The 24,607-nt window shown below is 65.6% G+C and carries 28 protein-coding genes and 1 other RNA gene; 10 read left to right on the forward strand and 19 right to left on the reverse strand.

What is annotated here, in order from left to right:
• The first annotated feature begins 188 nt into the window (after positions 1-188).
• From VRZ08_RS21540 to VRZ08_RS21550, 3 genes are read left to right on the forward strand one after another with little or no spacing between them, the layout of a single operon-like run.
• Positions 189-1,781, forward strand: a complete 1,593-nt coding sequence (locus tag VRZ08_RS21540) for a hypothetical protein (protein WP_414533845.1) — start codon at positions 189-191, stop codon at positions 1,779-1,781.
• Positions 1,771-3,006, forward strand: coding sequence for an ATP-grasp domain-containing protein (locus VRZ08_RS21545; protein ID WP_264074693.1), 1,236 nt, complete (start codon positions 1,771-1,773; stop codon positions 3,004-3,006). Before VRZ08_RS21540 ends, VRZ08_RS21545 begins: the two co-directional genes overlap by 11 nt.
• On the forward strand, positions 3,003-4,463 hold the full coding sequence (locus VRZ08_RS21550; protein WP_414533846.1) for a pyridoxal phosphate-dependent decarboxylase family protein: 1,461 nt from the start codon (positions 3,003-3,005) through the stop codon (positions 4,461-4,463). Before VRZ08_RS21545 ends, VRZ08_RS21550 begins: the two co-directional genes overlap by 4 nt.
• A gap of 266 nt (positions 4,464-4,729) precedes the next feature.
• Here VRZ08_RS21550 and VRZ08_RS21555 read toward each other — a convergent pair whose 3' ends face one another.
• The 3 genes from VRZ08_RS21555 to ssrS form a co-directional block, all read right to left on the reverse strand.
• The gene (locus VRZ08_RS21555) at positions 4,730-5,557 is read right to left on the reverse strand and encodes a TIGR00282 family metallophosphoesterase (protein ID WP_013504318.1); all 828 of its coding nucleotides are present in this window, start codon (positions 5,555-5,557) and stop codon (positions 4,730-4,732) included.
• A 1-nt stretch (position 5,558) separates the two neighbouring features.
• A complete protein-coding gene (locus tag VRZ08_RS21560) occupies positions 5,559-6,152 on the reverse strand; it encodes a 5-formyltetrahydrofolate cyclo-ligase (RefSeq protein ID WP_414533847.1) in 594 nt (197 codons plus the stop codon).
• An 83-nt stretch (positions 6,153-6,235) separates the two neighbouring features.
• Positions 6,236-6,396, reverse strand: a non-coding RNA gene (ssrS, locus tag VRZ08_RS21565) — 6S RNA.
• 164 nt (positions 6,397-6,560) lie between these two features.
• On the opposite strand from ssrS, the gene VRZ08_RS21570 reads away from it, so the two are divergent.
• A complete protein-coding gene (locus VRZ08_RS21570; RefSeq protein ID WP_107346026.1) occupies positions 6,561-7,025 on the forward strand; it encodes a hypothetical protein in 465 nt (154 codons plus the stop codon).
• Between the two features lie 13 nt (positions 7,026-7,038).
• On the opposite strand, the gene VRZ08_RS21575 is transcribed toward VRZ08_RS21570, so the two are convergent.
• The 13 genes from VRZ08_RS21575 to soxY all read right to left on the reverse strand — a co-directional run bounded on the left by VRZ08_RS21575 (position 7,039) and on the right by soxY (position 18,041).
• A complete protein-coding gene (locus VRZ08_RS21575) occupies positions 7,039-7,218 on the reverse strand; it encodes a cadmium ABC transporter ATPase (RefSeq protein ID WP_414533848.1) in 180 nt (59 codons plus the stop codon).
• Between the two features lie 113 nt (positions 7,219-7,331).
• Positions 7,332-7,781, reverse strand: coding sequence for a hypothetical protein (locus tag VRZ08_RS21580; protein ID WP_414533849.1), 450 nt, complete (start codon positions 7,779-7,781; stop codon positions 7,332-7,334).
• 152 nt (positions 7,782-7,933) lie between these two features.
• Entirely contained in the window at positions 7,934-8,323 is a 390-nt protein-coding gene (locus VRZ08_RS21585; RefSeq protein ID WP_414533850.1) for a rhodanese-like domain-containing protein, read from the reverse strand.
• 23 nt (positions 8,324-8,346) lie between these two features.
• Positions 8,347-8,823 (reverse strand): methyltransferase family protein, encoded by a 477-nt coding sequence (locus tag VRZ08_RS21590; protein WP_414533851.1) that lies wholly within the window; start codon positions 8,821-8,823, stop codon positions 8,347-8,349.
• 24 nt (positions 8,824-8,847) lie between these two features.
• Positions 8,848-10,140 (reverse strand): FCSD flavin-binding domain-containing protein, encoded by a 1,293-nt coding sequence (locus VRZ08_RS21595; protein WP_408018787.1) that lies wholly within the window; start codon positions 10,138-10,140, stop codon positions 8,848-8,850.
• A 39-nt stretch (positions 10,141-10,179) separates the two neighbouring features.
• On the reverse strand, positions 10,180-11,445 hold the full coding sequence (locus VRZ08_RS21600; protein WP_414533852.1) for an FCSD flavin-binding domain-containing protein: 1,266 nt from the start codon (positions 11,443-11,445) through the stop codon (positions 10,180-10,182).
• A 27-nt stretch (positions 11,446-11,472) separates the two neighbouring features.
• Positions 11,473-11,892 carry a c-type cytochrome gene (locus tag VRZ08_RS21605; RefSeq protein WP_414533853.1) on the reverse strand — a complete coding sequence of 140 codons (420 nt, stop codon included), beginning with the start codon at positions 11,890-11,892 and terminating at the stop codon, positions 11,473-11,475.
• A gap of 39 nt (positions 11,893-11,931) precedes the next feature.
• The gene (locus VRZ08_RS21610) at positions 11,932-13,044 is read right to left on the reverse strand and encodes a YeeE/YedE family protein (protein WP_414533854.1); all 1,113 of its coding nucleotides are present in this window, start codon (positions 13,042-13,044) and stop codon (positions 11,932-11,934) included.
• 210 nt (positions 13,045-13,254) lie between these two features.
• The gene (locus tag VRZ08_RS21615; RefSeq protein WP_414533855.1) at positions 13,255-14,022 is read right to left on the reverse strand and encodes a c-type cytochrome; all 768 of its coding nucleotides are present in this window, start codon (positions 14,020-14,022) and stop codon (positions 13,255-13,257) included.
• Complete coding sequence (soxC, locus tag VRZ08_RS21620) at positions 14,006-15,301, reverse strand: sulfite dehydrogenase (protein WP_414533856.1); 1,296 nt, start codon at positions 15,299-15,301, stop codon at positions 14,006-14,008. The genes VRZ08_RS21615 and soxC overlap by 17 nt, the downstream gene beginning before the upstream one ends.
• 69 nt (positions 15,302-15,370) lie before the next feature.
• Positions 15,371-17,068: a thiosulfohydrolase SoxB gene (soxB, locus tag VRZ08_RS21625; protein ID WP_414533857.1), complete on the reverse strand. Its 1,698-nt coding sequence runs from the start codon at positions 17,066-17,068 to the stop codon at positions 15,371-15,373.
• 142 nt (positions 17,069-17,210) lie between these two features.
• The gene (soxZ, locus tag VRZ08_RS21630) at positions 17,211-17,540 is read right to left on the reverse strand and encodes a thiosulfate oxidation carrier complex protein SoxZ (RefSeq protein ID WP_013502840.1); all 330 of its coding nucleotides are present in this window, start codon (positions 17,538-17,540) and stop codon (positions 17,211-17,213) included.
• A gap of 36 nt (positions 17,541-17,576) precedes the next feature.
• Entirely contained in the window at positions 17,577-18,041 is a 465-nt protein-coding gene (soxY, locus tag VRZ08_RS21635) for a thiosulfate oxidation carrier protein SoxY (RefSeq protein ID WP_107356982.1), read from the reverse strand.
• 185 nt (positions 18,042-18,226) lie between these two features.
• On the opposite strand from soxY, the gene soxA reads away from it, so the two are divergent.
• The 3 genes from soxA to VRZ08_RS21650 all read left to right on the forward strand — a co-directional run bounded on the left by soxA (position 18,227) and on the right by VRZ08_RS21650 (position 20,467).
• A complete protein-coding gene (soxA, locus tag VRZ08_RS21640; protein ID WP_414533858.1) occupies positions 18,227-19,048 on the forward strand; it encodes a sulfur oxidation c-type cytochrome SoxA in 822 nt (273 codons plus the stop codon).
• Between the two features lie 13 nt (positions 19,049-19,061).
• Entirely contained in the window at positions 19,062-19,805 is a 744-nt protein-coding gene (soxX, locus tag VRZ08_RS21645) for a sulfur oxidation c-type cytochrome SoxX (RefSeq protein ID WP_264074707.1), read from the forward strand.
• A 164-nt stretch (positions 19,806-19,969) separates the two neighbouring features.
• Positions 19,970-20,467, forward strand: coding sequence for a GlcG/HbpS family heme-binding protein (locus VRZ08_RS21650; RefSeq protein ID WP_264074708.1), 498 nt, complete (start codon positions 19,970-19,972; stop codon positions 20,465-20,467).
• A 143-nt stretch (positions 20,468-20,610) separates the two neighbouring features.
• Here VRZ08_RS21650 and VRZ08_RS21655 read toward each other — a convergent pair whose 3' ends face one another.
• Complete coding sequence (locus tag VRZ08_RS21655; RefSeq protein ID WP_414533859.1) at positions 20,611-21,204, reverse strand: SoxW family protein; 594 nt, start codon at positions 21,202-21,204, stop codon at positions 20,611-20,613.
• Between the two features lie 28 nt (positions 21,205-21,232).
• Positions 21,233-21,976 carry a cytochrome c biogenesis CcdA family protein gene (locus VRZ08_RS21660; RefSeq protein WP_414533860.1) on the reverse strand — a complete coding sequence of 248 codons (744 nt, stop codon included), beginning with the start codon at positions 21,974-21,976 and terminating at the stop codon, positions 21,233-21,235.
• A gap of 40 nt (positions 21,977-22,016) precedes the next feature.
• On the opposite strand from VRZ08_RS21660, the gene VRZ08_RS21665 reads away from it, so the two are divergent.
• The 3 genes from VRZ08_RS21665 to VRZ08_RS21675 all read left to right on the forward strand — a co-directional run bounded on the left by VRZ08_RS21665 (position 22,017) and on the right by VRZ08_RS21675 (position 24,107).
• The gene (locus VRZ08_RS21665) at positions 22,017-22,415 is read left to right on the forward strand and encodes a thioredoxin fold domain-containing protein (protein ID WP_414533861.1); all 399 of its coding nucleotides are present in this window, start codon (positions 22,017-22,019) and stop codon (positions 22,413-22,415) included.
• Between the two features lie 38 nt (positions 22,416-22,453).
• A complete protein-coding gene (locus VRZ08_RS21670; protein ID WP_011160008.1) occupies positions 22,454-22,828 on the forward strand; it encodes an ArsR/SmtB family transcription factor in 375 nt (124 codons plus the stop codon).
• 76 nt (positions 22,829-22,904) lie between these two features.
• A complete protein-coding gene (locus tag VRZ08_RS21675) occupies positions 22,905-24,107 on the forward strand; it encodes a YeeE/YedE family protein (protein WP_414533862.1) in 1,203 nt (400 codons plus the stop codon).
• Here VRZ08_RS21675 and VRZ08_RS21680 read toward each other — a convergent pair.
• Positions 24,022-24,474 (reverse strand): hypothetical protein, encoded by a 453-nt coding sequence (locus tag VRZ08_RS21680; RefSeq protein WP_346295717.1) that lies wholly within the window; start codon positions 24,472-24,474, stop codon positions 24,022-24,024. The genes VRZ08_RS21675 and VRZ08_RS21680 overlap by 86 nt on opposite strands.
• Positions 24,475-24,607 lie beyond the last annotated feature (133 nt).

The raw sequence follows: 24,607 nt of genomic DNA on the forward strand, positions 1-24,607 counted from the left end.
CGGCCGGCGCCCCCAAGGCGCCGGCCGTTTGCATTTCGGGGTCATTAAGCCGGCCCGCCTGCCCCTACCCGTAACCGCACGAGGTCTTGGTAAAGCCGGCATTAACCAAGCCCGTTTACAGATTGGTGAGGTTCCACCGTCGCCGCCTCTCGGCGCGACGGATCAGCGCCGGGCGAGGTAAGCGAACAATGGCTCATCCCGGAAGTCTCATCCGCCCGGCGGACAGCCGTCCGGCGATCAATCCGGCCCTGCGGCCGCAATCACCGCTGCGCGAGCTGTTCGCTCCGCTGGACCAGCTGCTCGCCTGCGGCGGCGACGCCCGGATCGACCTCGATCCCGCGACCCGCCGCAACGCCTATGGCTGCAGCCTGTCGCCGGCGCCGGCGATTCCCAGTTTCTCGTCCTGCACCGCCAGCACGATCTCGCTGCGCGGCTACGAAGCCGCCAGCCGCGCCCGCGACGCGCTGATGTCATCGGCGATGCTGCATGGCCTGATCGAATGCTTCGATGACCGCGTCGAAGCGATGCGCGGCGAATTGAAAGCGCTGCTCGGGCTCGATCACACCGCCACCGAGATCGTGTTCACCTCCTCCGGCACCGACGCGCAGTTGGTGGCGCTGGCGATCACCCGCGCCCTGCTCGGCGACGACCTCGTCAGCGTGATCGCGGCCTCCGATCAGACCGGCACCGGCACCGCCTTCACAGCCCGCGGCCTGCATTTCGGTGCCCGCAGCGCCAATGGGGTTGTCGCCACGCGCGGTGCACCGATCGCCGGACTCGGACCGGTGCGCAGCATCGGACTGCGATTGCGCGACACCGACGGCCGCATCCGCTCGCCCTCGATGCTGGACGCCGAGACGCTCGACATCGTCGAATCCGCAGTGGCGCAAGGCGCGCGGGTGATGCTCGAAGCGATGGACTGCTCCAAGCTCGGCCACACCGGGCCGAGCGACCGCTGCCTCGCCGAGATCGCCACACGCTGGCCCGGCCGGGTGCAGATCGTGATCGACGCCTGTCAGGCCCGGCTCGGCAACCGCCGGATCGCGGCGCTACTCGACCGCGGCTTCATCGTGCTGCTGACCGGATCGAAGTACTTCGCCGGTCCCGCATTCAGCGGCGCGGTGCTGCTGCCGCCGCAGCTCGGCCAACCCCTCGGCGCGCAGCCGCGGCTGGCGCCGGGACTTGCCGACTATCTCGGCCGCAGCGACTGGCCGCAGCGCTGGCAGGCGTTGCGCGCGCAATTTCCGGCCGAGCCGAATTTCGGCCAATGGCTGCGCTGGGAAGCTGCGCTCGAAGAGATCCGCGCCTACGCGGCGGTGCCCGCAAAGCTGCGCCGCGATGTCGTGCGCCAGCTCGGCGAGGACTTCGCCAAACTGATTGTCGCCTCGCCGTCGGCGCGGCTGCTGCCGCCGCAATCCCCCGCCGGGCGCGGCGACGAATTCGCCCGGCCGACGATCTTCGCTTTCACGCTGCATAGCGACGGGCATCCGCTCTCGCTGGCCGATTGCCGCGCGCTGCATCGCGCCCTCGCCGAAGGCACCTCGGGCCACGCCGCGTGCCTGCTCGGCCAGCCGGTCGGCTGGGGCGGCCGCCATGACGACGCCGTGGCGGCGCTGCGGCTGTGTATCAGCGCCCGCCACATCATCGACATTCACGCCGATCCCGGCGCGCAGGGCCGCATCGTCGCGGATGCCGCAGCCGCGATGGCCACGCTCGAAGCGCTGCTGCGCCAGCCCTCTGTTTCCACCGACAACGCCGCCAAGGAACATCATGTCCACTAACCCCTCCCAGCTTGTCGCCGCCGATCGGATCGGCTTCGCCCGCCTGACCAAGCGCGCCTTCGACGGCGAGAATCTGTATCCGCTGTGGCAGGAGCTGATGAGCAAGACCGACGCCGGCACCGCGACCCCCGGCGAGCAGCTCGATCTCGCGCTGATCACGCAATTGTTCGGCCACAAGCAGGCCGGCCTGTCGGTGCAGACCGAGACGCTGAAGCAGCAGCAGCTGTTCCGCTCGCCCTGCGCCAGCGACAATCCGCGGCTGCGCGTGCTGGCGCTGGCCGCCGACATCGACATGGGCGGCAACACCCCGATCGAATTCCTGCTGCAGGATTCCGGCATCGAACTGCAGACGCTGTATGTGGTCGACGGCGTGCCGCTGCCTGATCCGCTGCCGGCGCACGACGTCGCGATAGTGATCGCCTCCGACTCCGACGAATGCATGAGCGCGCTCGCGGCGATCGAAGCGCGCGTCGCCGACTGGCCGGCGCCGCTGCTCAACCCGCCGCATCTGATCCGCCATCTCGACCGCGACAAGCTGTACCGGCTGATCGGCGACATCGAAGGGCTGGAGATCCCCGACACCATCTCGGTCGGACGCGATACGCTGGTCGCCGCCGCCAACGGCTCGGCGATGCTGCCGGAGATGACCGGCGGGGTCGATTTCCCGATCATCGTCCGGCCGCGCGGCTCGCATGCCGGCTTCGGCCTCGCCCGCATCACCGACAGCGTCGCGCTGCTCGACTATCTGCGCGATCGCCAGGAGAGCGATTACTTCATCGCCCGCTACGTCGATTACGCCAGCGACGACGGCCAGTTCCGCAAATATCGCGTCGTGGTGGTGGACGGCAAACCGTATGCCTGCCACATGGCAATCGCCGACCGCTGGGACATCTGGTACCTCAACGCCGGGATGGCCGAGGACGAGGTCAAGCGCCTCGAGGAAGCTGCGTTCTTCCACACCTTCGATTTCGGCTTCGCGCTGCGCCACAAGACCGCGCTCGACGGCATGATCGAGCGGATCGGGCTCGATTATTTCACCATCGACTGCGCCCAGACCCCGCGCGGCGATCTGCTGGTCTTCGAAATCGACAACACCGCGGTGGTCCACGACATGGACAGCCCGGAGCTCTATCCCTACAAGCCGCCGCAGATGCACAAGATCTTCGACGCCTTCGCGTCGATGCTGGAGCGCCGCGTGGCGTCGCGTCTGACGAGCGTGGCGTGAGCGACGCGGACCGCGCCGGCGCGAAGGCCGGCGCAACGAGCCTCGATCCTGACAATTGGGACGCGCTGCGCGCCGATGCGCATCGCATGCTCGACGACATGCTCGACTACATCGCGGGCGTGCGTGACCGTCCGGTGTGGCAGCCGATTCCGCCCGCAGTGCGTGCCGGCTTTGCCGAGCCGTTGCCGCGGCAGGGCACGCCGCTGCCCGAAGTCTATCGCCGCTTCACCGACGAGATCGCGCCTTACGCCACCGGCAACGTCCACCCCGGCTTCATGGGCTGGGTGCATGGCGGCGGCACTGCGGTCGGGATGCTGGCCGAAATGCTGGCAGCCGGGCTCAACGCCAATTGCGGCGGCCGCGACCACATCGGCATCGAGGTCGAACGCCAGATCGTGCGCTGGCTGCGCGAATTGTTCGGCTTTCCGCAAACCGCCAGCGGCGTGTTCGTCACCGGCTCGTCGATGGCGAACTTCATGGCGCTGCTGGTCGCGCGCACCGCAGCCGTCGGCCCCCAAGTGCGCGAGGGCGGGCTGCCGGGCGAACGGCTCACCGCCTACGCGTCCGCGGCGGCGCACGGCTGCGTGGTGCAGGCCGCCGATCTGGCCGGACTCGGCCGCGGCGCGCTGCGGCGGATTCCATTCGGCAAGGATCATCGCATCGATCTGGATGCGCTGAAGCGGCGGATCGCGCAGGATCGCGCCGCCGGCTGTCAGCCGTTCCTGGTGACCGGCTCGGCCGGCACCGTCGATGTCGGGGCGATCGACGATCTCGCAGCGCTTGCAGACCTATGCCGCGACGAAGGGCTGTGGTTTCACGTCGACGGCGCCTACGGTTCGCTCGGCATGCTGTCCGACGAGATCGCGCCGAAGCTGAAGGGACTGTCGGAGGCGGATTCGGTCGCGCTCGATTTCCACAAATGGGGCCAGGTCAACTATGACGCCGGCTTCCTGATCGTGCGCGATGGCGAGCAGCACCGGGACACGTTTGCGGCGCCGGCCGCTTACTTGCGGCGCGAGACCCGCGGCCTCGCCGGCGGCTCGCCGTGGCCGTGCGACTACGGCCCCGACCTGTCGCGTGGCTTCCGCGCGTTGAAGACATGGTTCACGCTGAAGACCTTCGGCGCCGACCGGATGGGCGCGATGATCGCCAAGACCTGCAAGGTGGCGCGCTATCTCGAAGCCCGCGTCGAACGTGAGCCGCAGCTCGAGATGCTGGCGCCGGTGACGCTGAACATCGTCTGCTTCCGCTATCGCGCCGCACCGAACGTGATGGACTCGCTCAACGCCGAGATCGTCGCCGACCTGCACGAGTCGGGAATCGCCGCGCCATCCTCGACCACGGTCGACGGCGCTTTGGCGATCCGCGCCGCAATCGTCAACCACCGCACGACGTTTGCGGATGTCGACCGGATGGTGGATGCGGTGCTGCAATTCGGAGCGCAGCGGGTCGAGTAGTCCGCTCTGCCCCCCTTGAGCTCTAGGACAAATGACCTCTCGTTCGTCATTCCGGGGCGCCGCGCAGCGGCGAGCCCGGAATCCATCATCACCGCGCTTGCGGTGAAGAACGGCGCCTGACGCGCGGTGCCTTATGGCGAGTCCCGGGAGTATGGATTCCGGACTTGCGCGCGTTGCGCGCAATCCGGAATGACGACGGAGAGGTAGAGTAGAGATTTCGGGTTCGCTCACTACGTGAGCGCCCCGGCATGACGATGGAGAGGTTGTTAGTTCGCCGTCCAGAACGCCGGCTTGGCGGGCTCCAACCTTCCGCCGATGCGGACCGGGGCGATCTTGATGGCGAGGCCGGTGGCGTTGTCGGTTTCGACCGCGACGCCGCTCAGCGTGGCGTCGCCGTTGGCCGGTTCGAACCGGCCCTGCGGAATCCCGGTGAGGAAGCGATGCACCGGCTCGTCCTTGTGCATGCCGATCACGGAATCATAGTCGCCGGTCATGCCGGCGTCGGTCATGTAGCCGGTGCCGTTCGGCAGGATCTGATGATCGGCGGTCGGCACATGCGTATGGGTGCCGACCACGAGGCTGACGCGGCCGTCGCAGAAATGGCCCATGCCCTGCTTTTCGCTCGACGCCTCGCCGTGGAAATCGACCACGATGGCATCGGCGGCATCGCGCAGCGGACAGGCTTCGAGTTCGCGCGCGATCGCGGCGAACGGATCGTTCAGCGGCTCCATGAACACGCGGCCCATCGCGTTGATCACCAGTACCCGCGCACCGCTGCGGGTATCGACCAGCGCGGCGCCGCGGCCCGGCGTGTGGCGCGGAAAGTTGATCGGGCGGACCAGGCGCGGCGCGCGCTCGATGAACACCAGCGCTTCTTTCTGATTCCAGGCGTGGTTGCCGAGCGTCACCGCGTCGGCGCCGGCATCGATGAAATCGTTGTAGATCGCCTCGGTGATACCAAAACCGCCGGCGGCATTCTCGCCATTGACGATGGTGCAATCGAGCTGCCAGTCGCGGATCAGGCCAGGCAGATGCTCGGCGATTGCGGTGCGGCCGGATTTTCCGACCACGTCGCCGATGAACAGAATGCGCAAACTATCGACTCCGGAAAGTGAGCAGGCCTTGCTCCGTTAGCACATAATCCAGCACCACGTCGTGGGCGGCGGCCGGAACGGTGGGGATTTGCTGCATTGCGAACGCCAAGCCGATTGCCACCACCGAACCGCGCGCGCGCAAATAGTCCAGCGTGCAGTCGTAGTGACCGGCGCCGTAGCCGATGCGATGGCCGCTCTCGTCGAATGCGGCGAGCGGCACCAGGACGATGTCGGGCGTCACCTCCGGCGCATCCGGGGACGGCTCACGAATTCCGAGCGCGCTGCGCGGCAACGCATCGCCGTCGCGCCAAGCCCTGAACACCAGGGGCGTGCCCTGCCGCGTCACCACCGGCAGCGCCAGCCGGGCCCCGCGGGCGGCGAGCGCGTGCATCAACGGAAACGGATCGAGTTCGCCGCGGATCGGCGCATAGCCTGCGACAATCGCTCCGTCCGGCAGCGGCACCGGCAGCCCGCGCGCAGCGATCGCCGCGGCTGCGGCGCTGCGGTCGTCCTCGCTCAATGCCGACCGGCGCGCCAAAGCGGCGGCGCGCAGCGCGGTCTTGGCATCGCTGGGAGCGGCGGAAAGATCAGACATCGGCGGGTTATAGGCGGCCGCGGCGCAGGGATGAAGCTCGGGCGACCGTCAGTCCGGCTTGCCGCCGGACAAGATGGTTAAAGTGCGAGGCCGCGGTGACCGTTGAAGCACTCGATCCCGGAGTTCCCTACGAAAGTAGGTGGGCACCATATGACCGGGTCCACGGACCCGGCCAGGGACAGTTCCCGAAAGGATCGATAAGGCCCCGGGGATATATGGCTCCTGACGCGTCCCGCAGCTTCGCCCTGCCAATGTAGCGATCATACCGGCGGTTCGCCAGCCCGCTCCGGGGAATTCGCGGCAACGATGAACCACCTGACGTGGACAACCGTTTCGGCTATCAAGAGCTGTCCCACGATCGCCACGAAGCTCGGCGACTCAAAGCGAGGACGCTCAACCCGGATCGCCATGGCCTCGAAGTCCAGCACCACCATCGCCCGCAGAGCCCGAACCCGGGCCGAAGCTGATTTCGCGACCTGGCTGATGATGGCCAAGCTCGGCAGCTTCGATACCCTGCCCGACAATGCCCAGAAGGTGCTGAACGGCTATCGCGAGCGGCTCGACCGGATGAGCGAGATCGAGTCCAAGACGATCGCAGTGCGCGAGACCTATCAGGCCTATTACAGCGACATGGGCGGCACCGGCGAAGCCCCGGAGCCCGAGCCGCGCTCGCCGCCGCCGGCCGACCGCGGCGAGGCAGTGGTCGACAACGTCGTCCGCTTCAAGAAGCCGCAGAAGCCGAAGGTGACGCGGATGGCCGATCGCGGCGCCCGTCCCGCACCATCCGGCGGCGCCCGTCGCCCGATCCCCGCGCTGCTAATCTTCGCCGCCCTGTGCGCGATCGTCGTAGCGTGGAAGTTTCTGACCAAGTAGCGCAGCCGGCAGCTCAGCGCCGGCGCCCCAGTTCTCGATACTTCCCCAAACGCACCACGCGCGGACCGCGGCGGAAGATGCCGCCGAGCCGGCCGAGCAGCCGAACGCTAATCACCGCCGCGTAGGAAAACATCGCCGCGAGGAACAGCACGCGCACCGCGATCTGGAACCAATTCAGGTCCTCACCCGTCATCTGCCGACACCTTCGCAAAGAAGGTCAAGGACAGGTGGACTGAAACGTTCCTCAGCCGAGCCAAGCGCGGGAGACAGCAGCGTGAACGAGAGCGTGAACGACGACGGGCGCGATCAGGCGCCGAACCGGGACAAAGCCGCGGCGGGGCCGCGCAAATCCGCCGAGAAACGCCTGCCGCTGGTCGACAATCTGATCGACATGGTGGTGGACGGCGCGGTGGAGATTACCAAGGTCGCGGCCAAGCGCGCGGTGCGGCGGCTGGTGAGCGGTCCGGTCAAGGCCACAGTGACGAAGGCCGCGGCGCGCGCCGGCCTCGCCGAATTCACCAAACCGCTGGCCAAGCCCTCGCCGAACAAGAGCAAGACCGCCGTGAAGGCGGGAGCAACGTCCGGCGCGAAGACAGCAGCCAAGACCGCGGCGAAGTCGGCCGCCAGCAAATCTGGAGCTTCCAAGGCCAAGACGTCGAAAGCCAAAACGACGAAGTCCAAAACCTCGACGTCAAAGACTTCGCCATCAAAGACTTCGCCAGCAAAGACTGCCAAGGCGTCGAGCGCGAAGTCCAAGACGACGAAGTCTGCGGCTTCGAAAGCAAAGACGAAGTCCGCGAAGACTGCAAAAGCGAAAAAGCGGTGAGAGGCGAGAACGTTAGTTCATCGTAGTGAGCGAAGCGAAGCAATCCAGCGTCTCGCACCGCTGGATTGCTTGGTCGCGGAGATTACATGCCGCGTTCGATCGGCTGTTCGACGGCGCCGCCGGCTTCAGCCCAGTCCTTGAAGGCGCCGAGGTTGAACACCTTTTCGTAGCCGAGATCCTTCAGCACCTTGCCGGCCAGCGCCGAGCGGCCGCCGGAGGCGCAGTACACGATCACCGGGCGATCCTTGGCGAGGTGCTTGTCGTGGAACGGCGAATCCGGATCGGAGCGGAATTCCAGCATGCCGCGCGAGATGTTGACGGCACCGGCGACCTTGCCGGTGTTGCCGACTTCCGGCGCATCGCGGACGTCGATCACCAGCGCGCCCTGCTCGATCAGATGGCGTGCGTCGTCGACGCTCACCCGCGGCACCGCGGCGTTGGCGGCTTCCATCATCTGCTTCAACGTGGTCATGGCAGTCTCCTGTGGGACATGGCTCAGCGGATCAGCCAGCGCGGCGTCGCCGCCGCGTAGTCGATCCAGGCATTGCCGAAACGAATCGCGAGATGGCGCTCCTCGCGGCGAATTGCCAGCCGGTCCACCAGAACCGCCATCAACAAAGCGAGCGGCACGAACCAGCCATTACCGGCCGCAAGCCCTATGCCGATCAACAGTAGCGTGTTGGCGAGATAGATCGGGTTGCGGCTGAAGCGGAATGGGCCCCAGGTCACCAACCGGTCGGCGGCGCGGTGCGGCAGGATGTTGGTGCGGGCAGCCCGCATCGTCAGGATCGCCCAGCCGTCGATGGCAAAACCGAGTGCGGCGACAAGATAGCCGGCCCACACCACGAGGTCGCTGCGCGGCAACGGCAGCGGCAGCACCATGCCGAGCCCGATCGCGATCACGGCCGCGATCGCCAGCAGCATCGGCGGCCACGGCAGTCTGTTCGGGCGGGTGCCCTCGGAACCAGTCATTGCAACTCGTCGGCGTACATTCGATCAACCGAATATATCGGTGGTCATGCCGATATACCAGCCGGCCGCTTCACGCGCCTGTTTGGCGCGGAGCTGCGGGCTCTCGTCGAGCTGCGAGGTATAAGGGTCGGACATCACGATCTTGCCGTCCTGCGGCGTATAGCGCGCGCCATTCTTGATCGCGTCGTCGGGCGCGATGTCGCTCCAGCAATGGTTGGTGAAGCGCACCGGCATCCGGCGGTCGCCGATCAGATCGGCGCGGATGATCATCGCGGCGGTCTTGCCCTCGTTGTTGGCGGCGAAGCCGGACTTGGGAAACTCGCCGCCGGTCGCAGAATCGCCGATCACATGGATCGACGGATCGATCAACGATGCCATGGTGCCGGCATCCACCGGGCAGAATCCGCTGGCATCGGCGAGCCCGGCGTCGCGGCCGAGCTTGCCGGCGATCTGCGGCGGGATGACATTGACCAGCGCCGCTTTGTGGGTCTCGAAATCGGTGGTCACGGTCATCGCCTTCGGATCGACCGCCTTGATGCCGCCGTGGATGGTTGGATCCTGCCACTCGATCATGCCGGAGTAGTGCCGCTCCCAGCCGTCGATGAACAAGGTCTGCATCGCGAAGTGATCCTTGGCGTCGAGGATCACGATGCGGGCGTTCTTGACGCCGCGGCTCTTCAGCGCGTGCGCCATCATCGAGGCGCGTTCGTACGGCGCCGGCGGACAGCGATACGGATTCGGCGGCGCGATGATCACAATCAGCGCGCCATCGCCGAGCGCATCAAGCTGGCTCTTCAGCAATTGAAACTGCGCGCCGCCGCGATAGCCGTGCGGCATCCGCTCGGCAGCGGCTTCGGAATAGCCGGGGACCGCATCCCAGCGGAAGTCGATCCCCGGCGACAGCACCAGACGGTCGTAGCCGAGCCGCGCGCCGCTGGCGGTGCGGACTTCCTTGTTGTCGCGATCGATCGCCGAGACCTGGTCGAACACTAGGCCGACGCCATGCGCGGCGACGCCTTCGTAGCCGAACGACAGGGTGTCGAACGGCTTCAGGCCGCCGAGATACAGATTCGAGGTGAACGGCGTCACGTAGCGGCGATTGGCTTCGATCAGCGTGACGTCGATCGCATCATTGCCGTGACGCAGATATTTCGCCGCCGTCGCGCCGCCCGCCCCGCCGCCGACCACGACCACGCGCGGCTTGGCTTTGGCAATCACCGGACAGGCGAACATCGCCGTTGCCGCCGCGGCGGCGCGGATCACGCCGCGGCGGCTGATCAGGTTCGGCTTGGACACGTCGTAGCTCCGCAAATTCAAGCGCGGGCCGACGCGCCAAGGCGCCGACCCGCAGTGACGTCAGGAGAAGATGTCGGCGGTGATGCCGGCATACCATCCCATGTTCTCTTCGGAGGTCTGCAGCCGAATGCCGGCGTCTTCGCCAGTCTTCGACACAAACCCTTCGATCTCGGCGATCTTGCCGTCCTTCGGCTCATAGCGACCGCCGATCTTCACCGTATCGTCCTGGGCCAGCACCGACCAGCAGGTGTTGGCATAACGCGCCGGGAAGGTGCGCGATCCTGTCAGCTCGCCGCGCACCGCATTGGCAACCACCTTGGCTTGACTGTTGGCCGAGAACGCCGACTTCGGCATCGCACCGGCGATCGACGCGTCGCCCAGCACATAGATGTTGGGATCGATCGCCGACTTCATGTTGGTGGCGTCGATCGGGCAATAGCCGGTTTCGTTGACGAGATTTGCCTCGCGCGCGATCTTGCCCGCCATCTGCGCCGGAATAACGTTGACCATGTCGGCCTTGATGGTCTCGAAATCGGTGGTCACCGTCATCGCGGCCGGATCGACGCCCTTGATGCCGCCGTGCATCTTCGGGTCCATCCACTCGACCATGCCCGGATAGTGCTTCTGCCAGCCTTCCTGGAACAGCGCCATCTTGGAGAATTTGTCCTTCGGATCGAGCACGATGATCTTGGACTTGGTATGGCCCTTGGCCTTCAGCACCTTGGCCATCACCGAGACGCGCTCATACGGACCCGGCGGGCAGCGATACGGATTCGGCGGCGCCACCATCACGATGGTCGCGCCATCCCGCAGCGCGTCGAGCTGCTGCTTGACCAGCTTGGTCTGCGCGCCGGGCTTCCAACCGTGCGGCATGATTTCGGCAGCGGCTTCCGAATAGCCGGGCACCGAGTCGAACTTGATATCGATGCCGGGTGCCATTACCAGCCGATCGTAGGACACGACAGAGCCGTCGGCGAGCCTAACCTCCTTCTTGTCGCGATCGATCGCCGCCGCGAACTGCCGGACATGCTTCACGCCGTAGCTGCCGAGCTTGTAGCCATGACTGATCGACTCGAACGAACGCATGTCGCCGAGATAGAGGTTGGAGTGGAAGCAGGTGACGAACGTCTCCAGCGGTTCGATCATCGTGACCTCGACCGCGCCATGCGAGTCCCGCGCCACATATTTCGCCACGGTGGCACCGCCCGGCCCGCCGCCGATCACCACTACGCGCGGCTTGGCCTGTGCACGCAGCACGCCGGGCATTCCGACCGCACCCGCGGCCGCCAATAAGCCAGCCGAAAACTGGCGCCGATTGATCCTCATCTCGTCCCCTCCAATTATGTTGATCGACTACCGGATGTCTCCACTCCGGTCCGCGGTGCGCTCGATTTGTTGTTTTTCGATGCTGCCGAAGTAGCTCGCGAGCGCCGCGATCTCTTCGTCGTTGAACTTGGCGGCGATCGCCCGCATCACCGGATTGTCGCGGACCTTGTCGCGATATTCGGTGAGCGCGGCGATCAGCTCCGGCTCGTCGCGACCGACGATCGACGGGATACCGTCGAACCGGCCGCTGATCTGATGGCAGGTGACGCATTCGCTCGACAGATATTCGCCGAGTTCGCGGTCGCCGCCGGCCAGCGCCGGCCCCGCAAGCACGCAGACCAGCAGCATCGCCGCGGCGCCGAGCCGCGCCCGCAACACGGCACGCATCTGCAGCGCCGGCGAGCGGGCGCAATCCGAACGATCGAAATATCGGCCGAGCACGGCCATCGTCATCCTCCCGAGACAAAGTCGTCGTGGCGTGCCGGCTTAGTTGCCGGTCTGTTTCGCCGAAAGAGCCGGCTCAATCGCCGGGGCCGCGCCTGCTTTGGCCGCCGCTCTCGCGTCGAGCAGCGTATGCGTCGCCAGCGCGCCGAGCCACATCGAAGCCAGCGCCAACCAGGCGGTGACCGCAAAAATCGAACCGCCGGTGACGCCGGCGCCAACCGCGCAGCCGCCGGCCAGCATGCCGCCGAATCCCATCAGGAAGGCCCCGGCCGCATAGCGACCCATGCTGAGACCATCATGGAAGCCCTGCAGCTTCCAGTCCCGCCCGATCAAGGCGGCGAGCAGCGAGCCGGCGAACACGCCCGGCACCAGCCCGATGTCGAAGCCGAGCGGCACCGAGGGCGAGTTGATCAGCCCCATCAACGTATCGGCCGAGGGCCCCGTGAAGCTGACGCTCTTGATCTGGGTCGGCGCGAACGAATGCTGGGCCAAAATGTAGGTCACCAGCCAGCCGCCGGTGACCGCGAGGCCGACACCGATCGCGGCGATGCCGGTGATGATGCCGATCCGGTTGCGCCAGCCGAGCCACAATGCCCACACCAGCACGGCGAAGCCGAAGGCGGCGCCAATCACCGGACCGGCATGAACCACGGTGAGCAGGTTGCGCGACGCGCCGCCCGGCAGCGTCCACAGCGACGTGAGGAACTCGCGCACCGGCGACAGCACGCCGCGCAGTGACGCCTGTGCCACGATGGTGAGGATCAGTCCGGTGACCAGGGCGCGCAAGTTCCCGGTGCCGGATAGCACCAACAGCCGGCTGGCGCAGCCGCGCGACAGGATCATGCCGGCGCCGAACATCAGCCCGCCGATGATCGCGCCCGACAGGCTGCCGGTAGCGGCAAGCTGCCGCGCTTCGGACACGTCAAGCACGCCGGAGGTGATTGCGACTTGCGTTGCGGCAACCGCGGCCGAGAACGTCAGCAGCCACACCGCGAGCTTGGGACCGAACGAGCTTTCGGAAAACTCGATGACTGCCGAGCGCAGGCAGAACTTGCTGCGTTCGGCGGTCGCGCCGAACACCAGCCCCACCAGCAGACCGCCCGCGGTCAGCAGTGTGGTTTCGCCGAAGCGCTCGATGAGAGGGTCGAGATCCAAATGAAGCGTTCCTCGTCTTTGCGGCACGCTCGACTGCAACCCGTCGTCGGTCGTCTTCGATCTTCCGAACAGCGGCCGCGGAACGACAGATTGTCCTCCGCATGCGCCGATCGACATTGATCTGGCGCAACCGAACTAATCAACCAGCCGAACGCTGGTGCAATTACTTGGCGCGCGCCGCGCTGAAACCGCGGCGTACGCCATCACGTATCAATCGACTTTCGGCCCGGCCTTGTCGTCGGGCGTGACGTCGACTGCGATCGCGCGGCCGATCACCTTCGGGGCAGGCCCGCAATCCTTCATGCACGGATTCTTGTTCCAGAATGCCTTCTCGGCCGTATCGCGATCGTCTTCGTAGAAACCATCCGCGTTCGGCATCTTCACCTTGGCGAGATTGGTCTGGTTCAGCTCGAAGTCTTGATCCTTGATGACGTCGTTCATGTTGAGGATGTACGCCGTCAGCGCGTAGATCTCGTCGTTGCTCAGCGAGCGCGCGTTGCCGAACGGCATCGCGTGGCGGACGTAGTCGTACACCGTGGTGGCGTCCGGCCAGTACGAGCCGATGGTCTTGTCGGGACGATCCGCCTTCAGCGTGCCGTGACCGCCGGACAGCACCGGATAGCGACCGACACCTTCGCCGAATTCACCGTGGCAGGTCGAGCACTTCTCCTGAAACAGCGCATCGCCTTCCTTGGCGGTGCCGCGACCCGGCGGCAGCCCCTGACCATCGGGACGGACATCGATGTCCCAGGCCGCGATCTCTTCCGGCAGCGCCGGACGGCCCAGACCGAGCTTCACCGGCGCGGGCGGCGCAGCCGGCACGGCGGCCTGCGCCGGTGCTTTGGCTTCCTTCACCGCGTCTTTGGCCTTGTGACTTGGCTTGTGCTCGGCGCCGGCCTGCGCCAGCGGCAGCGGCAGCGGCAGCGCCATTGCGGCTATGACGGCGAACCCAGCGAGAGCCTTAAGCGATTTCGACATTTTCGGTCACTCCATCGGGATGCACGAGCCAGGTCTGGATGCCGTTGTTGTGGTACACGGAGTTGACGCCGCGGATCTTGCGCAGCTCCGCCTTGGTCGGCTGCACATACCCGGTCTCGTCGATCGCGCGCGATTGCAGCATCAGCTCTTCGCCGTTCCAGTCGAAGTCCACATAGAACCGCACGATCGATTTGTTCAGCACCGGGCCGTCGATCCGCGCTTCGTACCAGTTGCGGCCGCCATCCATCGACACGTCGACGCGCTTGACGGTGCCGCGGCCCGACCAGGCGATGCCGGTGAGCACATTGCGCCCCTTGAACTTGAGCGGCATCTGCGGCGACGGGCTGGTGATCACGCTCTTGGCGTCCATCACGAAGGTATGCTTGCGCGCACGGCCGTCGGGCATCAGGTCGGTGTACTTCGATGTCTCTTCGCGGGTCTGCCACGGCATATCGCCGACTTCGATCCGGCGCAGCCACTTCACCCACAGATTGCCCTGCCAGCCGGGGATCACCGCGCGCAGCGGATAGCCGTTCTCCGGACGCAGCGCTTCGCCGTTCATCGCATAGGCGATCATCACGTCGTCGAGCGCCTTCTCCAGCGGCAGCGACCGATCCATGCCGGCGGAATCCGCGCCTTCGAGCAGCAACCATTTGGCGTTCGACTTCACGCCGGCCTGGTCGAGCAGCGTCTTCAGTGTGACGCCGGTGTACATCACGTTGTGGATCATGCCGTGGGTGAATTGGCAGCCGTTGAGCTGCGCGCCGCGCCACTCCATGCCGGAGTTCGCCGCGCACTCCAGGAAGTAGACCTTGTTGACGCGCGGCATCCGCTTGATGTCGTCCATGGTGAACACCAGCGGGGTGTCGACCAGGCCGTGAATCATCAGACGGTGCTGCGCGGGATCGATCTCGGCGACGCCGCCGTGATGCCGTTCGAAGCACAGGCCGGACGGAGTGATGATGCCGTCGAGCGCATGCAGCGGCGTGAAATTGACCGAGGACTCCGGCGACGCGGTGAGCCACGACACGTCGCGGCGGATCACGTCCTTCTCGAATTTCGACGGCACGCCGTAGGGACGCTTGTCGACGCCGTCGCCGAGATAGCGATTCCAATCCTGGATCTCGGTGATCGCCGGATCCGGCTTGGCCGCCTCACCGGCCTTGGCCGCAAGCGACGGCAGCATCGAACCAGCACCGGCGAGGCCGGCCGCACCAAGCCCCGCCGCGCCGAGAAACCGCCGGCGGTTGAGGACGTCGGATGTGGGCTTTTCACTCATGCCGCTAGCCTCTTTCTCATTGCGATACGTGAATGTATGGAACGCACTGGTCCATTGCTCCGGCGCGGATCAGGCGCCGGAGACTTTGACCGCGCTGTTGGGCTCGATGTTCACGGGGCCGGCGCCGGCGACGTGCTTCTCCAGCACCTCCCAGATCGGCGGGCCTTCGGTGCCCTGATTGACGCTGGCCCAGCCGGACACGGTGTACTTCTTCGACGCCTCGATCGGCTTGCCGGTCGCCAGATGCGTCATGTTGGAGATGCGCGAGCCCATCTGCTTGGAGACGTCGATCGCGTAGCCCATGCCGCCGGTGCGCACCATGTCGCCGCCCCCCTGATAGTAAGGGTCGGGATGGAAGATGTTGTCGGCGATGTCTTCGAGCACGTTCTTGAGCTGCTCGCCGGTCATCTCGGTGCGGTAGCAGTTCGGATAGGTGATCGCGGTGGCGTTGGTGATCGCCTCCCAGGTGATGCTCTGTTCCGGCAGCAGCGTGCCGCCCCAGCGGAAGCCGGGCGACAACGCGATCTCGGTGTCGCGCTGCTTCAGCATCGCGTCGCAGATCAGATCGTCGAAGGTGCCGTTGAAATTGCCGCGGCGATACAACAGCGAGTCGGTCTTGCCGACGACGCGGGCAAGATCCTTGGCGTAAGGCTCGCGCAGCTTCTCGACCAGCTTGGCCATCTCCGGGTCCGGCGCGATCGCGTCGGCAAACACCGGCATCAGCTTGAAGCGGATGTCCGCAACCTTGCCGCCGTCGACCTTGATGTCCAGCCGCGACACGAACTTGCCGTGCGAGCCCGACGCCACCAGCACGGTGTCGCCGACCTTGATCACGCCGGGCATCGCGTCGTGGGTGTGGCCGGTGAGGATGACGTCGAGGCCCTTCACTCGGCCGGCGAGCTTGCGGTCGACGTCGAAGCCGTTGTGCGACAGCAGCACCACGACCGCGGCGCCTTCGGCGCGCGCATCGTCGACCTGCTTCTGCATGTCCTCCTCGCGGATGCCGAACTCCCAGTTCGGAAACATCCAGCGCGGATTCGCGACCGCGGTACGCGGCAATGCCTGGCCGATCACCGCGATCTTGACGCCACCGCGCTCGAACATCTTGCGCGCTTCGAACACCGGCTCCTGCCATTCGATATCGCGGACGTTCTGCGCCAGGAAAGCAAACGGCGCCTTCTCGGCGATCTCCTTGACGCGGTCGGCGCCGTAGGTGAACTCCCAATGACCGGTCATCGCATCGACCTTGAGGCCGGCGAGGGCGTCGATCATGTCCTGGCCGTTGCTCTTCAGCGAACTCCAACTGCCCTGCAACGCGTCGCCGCCGTCGAGCAACAGCACCTTGTCGGCGCCGCGCTCGGCGCGGATCGCCTTGACCAGCGTGGCGATCCGGTCGAAGCCGCCCATCTTGCCGTAGTTACGGGCAAGCGCGGTGAAGTCGTCGGCGGTCAGCGCGAACGCATCCGGCGAGCCAGTGGCAATGTGGAAGTACTTGCGGAATTCCTCGTCGGTGAGATGCGGCGGCTTGCCCTTGACCTCGCCGACGCCGAGATTGACCGAGGGCTCGCGGAAATGCAGCGGCACGAGCTGGGCGTGGGTGTCGGTGATGTGCAGCAGTGTCACCGTGCCGAGCGGATCGAATTTCAGGATATCGGCCTGCGTCAGCCGCTGCTGAGCCGCCACCCGCCCGATCGGCCCCAGGCCGCCGGCGATCGTCAGAGCCGATGCGGCAGCCGTCGCCTGCAGGAATTCCCGCCTCGAGATCATCGTTTCATCCCTTGCTTCGCGCCGCGTTCGGCACCGCCGCCGTGACAGGCGGCCGTTGATTCAGCCGCAGATCCTCGTTCCGGGAGCCGATCCGGCTCCCGGTGGTCTGCGACGGATAGTTAGGTCGTGACGTTGGTCGCGATCAGGCGACGGTCAGCTTGTGCTTGGACTCGTACACCGAGCCGTCATCGTCCTTCCACAGGAAGGCAAACTCGCCGCTCTCCGACGCCTTGTAGAAGAACGACTGATACGGGTTGGCGGAGATCGCCGGATTCCACTCGGCCTCGAACACCATCTTGCCGTTGAACTGGGCCGTGAAGGTGTTGATGATCTTGCGCGGCACGATCTTGCCGGACGCGTCCTTGCGCTGGCCGGATTCCATTTCGTGCGAGATCAGCGTCTTGATTTCGATCAGTTCGCCCGGCTTGGCCTGGGTCGGAACGCGGACGCGCGGAGTCGGTTTGACGGACATTGGAATTTCCTCGCCTGGATTGTTGCCGTTGCCGGATTAGCCGCCGCAGCCGCCGATGGTGACCTTCACGCTCGACTTGGTCGAGTACAGCTTGCCGTCCGACATCTCCGCGATGCAGATGATGTTCTGGGTCTGCGCCAGCCGCATCCGGGTCGAGGCCGAAGCCTTGCCGCACGCCGGAGTGAACTTGTAGCTGACGATGCCGGGCAGCGGATTGCCATCGGCGAACACGTGAACGGCCTTGACGTAGTCCGCATCGGTCATCGGGCTTTCGACATCGACGGTGATCGGCACCACCAGGCCGTTCTCGGCGATCTCCGGCACGTCGAGCTTGATCTTGCCGCTGTCGAACTTCTTGTCGCCGTACAGCTTCTTGATCTCGGCATCGACCATCGCCGCATCGGCGAAGGACATCCGCGGCGCCAGGAGCGCGGCAAGGCCGGCGATGCCCGCCAGCGCCAACGCCTCGCGACGGCTCGTCTCGGTCTTCATGAACACCATTGGGCATCCTCCATCAGGGAGTCTTTCGCGTCCCTTGCCATACTAACGCTTGACGATTGCAAGCGCGATCGGTCATGATCCGCAAACATCATTATATTGTTTTTCTTGAATGTAAAGATGCCAGGCAGCGCGCCGAGGTATCGTCGGCCGCAACTCACAAGACGGTCGCCGAGGAGGGAGGACACATGAGACCCATCACCGCTCTATCGGCGGTGATCGTCGTTGTGCTTTGCACAATGCCGATCGTCGCAAAGGCGCAGGACGCCAGCGAGAAGGAAATCGAGCGCTATCGCGAGATGATTTCCGACCCGATGTCCAATCCCGGATTCCTTGCGGTCGATCGTGGCGAACAATTGTGGGCGGAGAAGCGCGGCACCAAGAATGTCTCGCTCGAAAGCTGCGATCTCGGTCTCGGCGCCGGCAAGCTCGAAGGCGCGTTCGCGCAGCTGCCGCGCTACTTCAAAGATGCCGACCGCGTGATGGACCTGGAGCAGCGCCTGCTGTGGTGCATGCAGAACCTCCAGGGGCTCGACACCAAGGACGTGGTCGCGCGCCGCTTCTCAGGTCCGGGCAAACCTTCCGACATGGAAGACCTGGTGGCGTTCATCGCCAATAAATCCAGCGGCATGAAGATCGAGCCGCAGCTCAGCCATCCTAAAGAGCAGGAAATGGCTGCTGTCGGCGAAGAGTTGTTCCACCGCCGCGGCGGCGTGATGGATTTCTCGTGCTCGACCTGCCACGGCGCCGAAGGCAAGCGCATCCGCCTGCAGGCCCTGCCCTACCTCGCCGGCCCCGGCAAGGACGCGCAAGTCACGATGGCGAGCTGGCCGACTTATCGCGTGTCGCAGAGCGCGCTGCGCACGTTCCAGCACCGGCTGTGGGACTGCTATCGCCAGCAGCGCTGGCCGGCGCCGGAATACGGCTCCGACGGCATCACCGCGCTGACGCTGTATCTCAACAAGATCGCGGCGGGCGGCGAACTCGCCGTGCCGTCGATCAAGCGCTGAGGGAGGCGACGCCATGACGAAGTTGCACGTTTCGATGCTGGCGCTCGCCCTCGGCGGCGCACTGAGCTGCGCCACCCCGATCGCGAGCCTCGCCGCCGACCAGCCGGTCAGCAAGCCGGCCGGCGCGATGAGCAAGGCCGCCGACAAGACAGTCGAGGCGACGAAGCCCGGCCCCTCGCCGGCTCCCGCCAAGACCGCAAGCGCCGCCGCGAAGATCTCGCCCGAAACCGTCGACGGTTACATCAAGGCGACGTTCGGCAAGGCGCCGGAAGACTGGCAGCAGCGCATCGTCCCCGACGAGACGATGCAGGCCTGCAACACGTATCGCAACGACGTGCCGCACGAGGTCGGCGATGCGATCATGAAGCGCGAGATCACCAAGGTGGTGTATCCGGCCGATGGCAAATTCCTCGGCAATTGGAAGGAAGGCGCCAAGATCGCCAATAACGGCCAGGGCGGCCAGTTCTCCGACAAGCCGGAAACAGTGCATGGCGGTAATTGCTACGCCTGCCATCAGATGGCGAAGTCGGAAGTGTCGTTCGGCACGCTCGGCCCAAGCCTCACCCACTACGGCAAAGACCGCAACTACACCGAAGCCGAGATCAAGCAGGCCTACACCAAGATCTACAATTCGCAGGCAGTGGTGCCGTGCTCGAACATGCCGCGGTTCGGCACCAACGGCTTCCTCACCGAACAGCAGATCAAGGACGTGATGGCGTTCCTGTTCGATCCGGAATCGCCGGTGAACAAGGAATAGGACCACCAAAACTTGCGTCATTGCAGGCGAAGCGATCCAGCTCCTTATCGACACGGATTGCTTCGTCGCGGAGCCCGTGCCTGGACGACGCGAAGCGTCGATCCGGGTGCTTCTCGCCATGACGGCGAACCAGACACATTCCTCATCGAAGGTGGAGCAGTCTGATGCTCAGTAGGATCGGATTAATCGTGGTCGGCCTCACGCTGTTGGCCGCACCAGCCCGCGCCGACGACGCGCTGGTAACCAGCAAGTCGCTCAGCCCGGAACTGGCACTCGACGCCGCCAAGGCGGCGCTCGGCGAATGCCGTAAGCAGGGCTTTCAGGTCGCAGTGACCGTCGTCGATCGCAGCGGCCTGCCGCAGGTGATGCTGCGCGACCGCTTCGCCGGCGCTCACACCCCAAGCACCGCGACCGGCAAGGCCTGGACCGCGGTGTCATTCAAGACCGGCACCAGCGAGCTCGCCAACATGACCAAGCCAGGCATGCCGCAATCAGGTTTGCGCGACCTGCCCGGCGTCGTGGTGCTCGGGGGCGGACTGATCGTCGAAGCCGCCGGTTCACTGGTCGCCGGCATCGGCGTCTCCGGCGCTCCCGGCGGCGAAGCGGACGAAGCCTGCGCCAAAGCCGGCATCGAAGCGATCAAGGACAAGCTGGATTTTTAAAAGCCACACCCAGTCATTCCGGGGCGCGCCGTCAGGCGCGAACCCGGAATCCAGAAGTTAGTGTGCGAGGCAACTACCAAGCCGTGCTCTCTGCAGATTCCGGGTTCGCTCGCTGAGCGCGAGCGCCCCGGAATGATGAGTTGCTACACCGGCCGTTTCAGCCAGTCGGTGAACGGCATCGACTGATAGCCGTTCTCGCGCACGTATTTGAACATCGCCAGGAATTCCGGCGGCTCGAGCAGGCCGGGCATGCGGGCGACTTCGCGGTCCTGCGGCTTCTTGGCGGCGAGGCCGTCGGCGCTCTCGGGGAAGAATTGCAGCGAAGGGGTGAAGCGGATGCCGTAAGCCTGCGCAAATGCCTTCTCGCTCAGTTTGCCGCCGCCGAAATCGGTGACTTCGCGGGCGCCGATGTGATTGAGATGCACAATCTCGAAATTATCGCGGATGTAGCTCTCGATCGCCGGATCGCGCATGTGCACGTCGTGCAGCTTCTTGCAGTATGGGCAGCCCTTGAGCCCCCATAGAATCGCGAAGCGCTTGCCCTTGGCTGTGGCGCCTTCGAGATCTTCCTTCAGATCGAGGAAGCTCTGCAGGTACCAGTCGAGCTGATACAGCCCGTCGTCGCCCAGCACCGGCTCCGCCGCGCTTGCCGGCGCAGGACGCAGCGACATCGCACCGAGCGCGCCAAGTCCCAGCGTGGCAATGGCGCCGCGGCGCGAGACACCTGTCTTCGTCATCACCTGTCCTCCCTGTTGCCGGGCGCCGTCAGCCGATCTCGCCGAAGGCGGGAAAGGTCTGCAGCAGCCATCCGGAAATCTTCGGCATCGCACCGGTGAGAAACAGCACGCCGGTCAGCACCAATGCACCGCCCATCACTTTCTCGACCGTCGCCATCTGTGCCCGTAGCCGCGCCATCAGCCGGATGAACGCGCCGGAGAACAGCGACGCCAGCAGGAACGGCAGCCCGATCCCGAGCGAATACGCGCCGAGCAGCATTGCACCGTGCGCCGCCGAGCCCTCGACGCCGGCAACCAGCAGGATCGTCGCCAGCACCGGCCCAACGCAGGGCGTCCAGCCGAACGCGAAGGCGAGGCCGACGACGTAAGCACCGAGGAAGCCGACGCCGCGGCTGACGTTGTGAAACCGGGCCTCGCGATACAACAGGCCGATCCGGAACAGCCCGAGGAAATGCAGCCCGAGCACGATGATGATGACCCCAGCCACGATGCCGAGCGCTTCGAAATGATCGGTCACCGCCTTGCCGATCGCCGAGGCGGACGCCCCGAGCGCGACGAACACGGTCGAGAAGCCAAGCACGAACGCCAGCGAAGCGCCGACCACGCGCCCGTCGATCGCCTTGGACGGTTGATCGGCACCGCGGGTCAGCTGATCGAGGCTGACGCCGGCCAAAAAGCAAAGATAAGGCGGCACCAGCGGCAACACGCAGGGCGACAGGAACGACAACACCCCGGCCCCGAAGGCGCCGACCAGCGAGATATTCGAAACCACCGCGCTTCCGCCCCTAGTTTATACATGCGAATTCGTCTATATGTATCATAGAATGACCGGGAAGATGCTGAAATCGACTCTGATCGGCGCGATTCTGTTGGGTGCGGCGCAGCTATCAGCTGTGGCGTCGCATGCGGCCGAGTTGGTGATGTTCGAGCGCGATGGTTGCGTCTGGTGCGCGCGCTGGGATCGTGATGTCGGCCCGATCTATCCCAAGACCGATGAGGCCAAGTTGCTGCCGCTGCGCCGCATCAACATCGACCGCGACAAAGATCCTGGCCTCGGACTTGCAAGTCCGGTGCGGTTTACGCCAACTTTCGTGGTGATCGACCAGGGCCGCGAGGTCGGGCGCATCACCGGCTACATTAACGACGACGCGTTCTGGGGTCTGCTCGGCGCGCTTGCCACCAAGATCGCACCGCCGCGCAGTCACATCTGATCGTATCGCAACGCCAACGGAGACGTTAGCTGATCGCCATGCCCCCGATCCTCGAACCCGATATCGAGACCGAACTGCGCGACGGCGCGGAGTACTCGCCCGAGCTCGACATGCTGATGCGCCGGGCGCGCAAGGCGAGCAACTTCCTCAAGGCGGTGTCGCACGAGAACCGGCTGTTGCTGCTGTGCCTGCTCGCCGAACGCGAACGCTCGGTCAGCGAGCTGGAGAACATCCTGTCGCTGCGGCAGTCGGCGGTCTCACAGCAACTTGCCCGGCTGCGCTACGACGGCATGGTCGACACCCGGCGGGATGGTAAGACCATTTACTACAGCCTGGCCAATGATGACGTCCGTCGCGTGATCTCGGTGATCTATGATATCTTCTGCTCGTCCGCGCGGGACGGCCAGAAGTAAGCCATCCCTCGCGGCACGCTAACAACAAGCCGACGCAAGCGCGCATCGTACGCCTGCGCGCAAACGAGGGAACCCCATGCAGGATGCATCCGCCTGGATGCTCGCGCTGGCCGGCCTGTGCGTCGGCGTCACCGCTGGTTTTTTCGTGCGGTTGGCGCGGCTGTGCTCGTTCGGGGCGGTCGAAGACGCGCTGATGGGCGGCGATACGCGCCGCCTGCGCATCTTCGGTCTGGCGCTCGGCATCGCGCTGCTCGGCACTCAGGCACTGGTGATCGCCGGCCAGCTCGATCCCGCCCAGTCCAACTACACCGCCCCGGCGCTGCCGCTGATTTCGATCGCGATCGGCAGCGTGCTGTTCGGCATCGGCATGGCGTTCGTCGGCACCTGCGGCTTCGGTTCGCTGGTGCGGCTCGGCGGCGGCGATCTGCGCAGCTTCGTGGTGATCCTGGTGCTCGGCGGCGCTGCCTATGCGACGCTACGCGGGATGTTCTCCGGCTTCCGCATCACCGTGCTGGAGCGTTTCGCGATCACGATGCCGGAGGGCGTCAACACCGACCTCGCGGCGCTCACGCAGCATCTCTCTGGAATGGATCTGCGCGCGGTGATCGCCGCGCTGGGCGGCGGCGTGCTGTGCCTGATCGCGCTGGGCGACAAGCGGCTGCGGCGAACGCCGCGCCTGCTGGCAGCCGGCGTCGCGCTCGGTGTGCTGACGGTGGTCGGCTGGCTCGCGACCACCAAGCTCGCCGATCCGTTCGCCGGGCCGGTGCATCCGCAAAGCCTGACCTTCGTCTCGACGGTCGGCAAAGCGGTCTATGCCGGGCTGCTCAACGTCGCCAACTTCGCCGACTTCGGCGTCGGCACCGTGTTCGGCGTCGTCGCAGGCGCATTTCTAGCCGCGTGGCACACCGACGAGCTGCGCTGGGAAGCGTTCGACGATGACCACGAAATGCGCCGTCACGTCGCCGGCGCGGCGCTGATGGGATTCGGCGGCATCCTGACCGGCGGCTGCACCATCGGCCAGGGCATCACCGCCGGCTCGGTGATGGCGCTGTCGTGGCCAATCGCCATCGCCGGCATGATGCTCGGCGCCCGCATCGGCATCGCGGTGCTGGTCGACGGCTCACCGCGCGAGCTGATCCGCCGCCGGTTCGATGCCTGGCGTGAATGGCTACGGCGACGCCGGACGCCGGCCGTTACGGCCGCAAATAAGCCCAGCCGTCGTCCTGCAGCTCCATCAGACGCACCGCACCCGACGGCACCGCACTCGCTTGCGGAATGAGGCTGACGGCGTGGCCCTCATGCTTCTCCATCCCGGTCTTGGTGTTTTCGCAGGCCGCGAACTTGATGGCTGAGGGAAACGCGCCGTCGGCGATCTGCTTGATGCGGTCCTTCACCGGCGATGAATCGGCGCGCAGCATGTGCAGGCCGGGCCCGAAGGTGACGACTTCGACCTGAACGTCCTCGTTCTTGGCCTTGTAGTATTCGATGATGTTGGCGGCGTTGTTCAGCGCCAGGTTCATCACCGCGGGATCGTTCTGATCGACCTGGATCGCGACCCGGTGCAACTTGGCATCGGCCGCAAAGCCAGGGGCCGCAGCGGCGATCAGCAGCGCCGCCGCAGCGGCAGCCTTGAACAACGACTTCATCGTACTCCTCCCGGAAGGTTTGTTTGACGCGCACGCTAACCGCACCCGCTGCCGAAGTCATCTGCGAGCGAGCGGTGCCGGGTGATCACGTTGCCGTCAGGTCGGATGAGAGAACTCGGGTTCGTCATTCCGG

The organism is Rhodopseudomonas sp. G2_2311, assembly GCF_047501505.1.
GTDB lineage: Bacteria > Pseudomonadota > Alphaproteobacteria > Rhizobiales > Xanthobacteraceae > Rhodopseudomonas > Rhodopseudomonas palustris_H.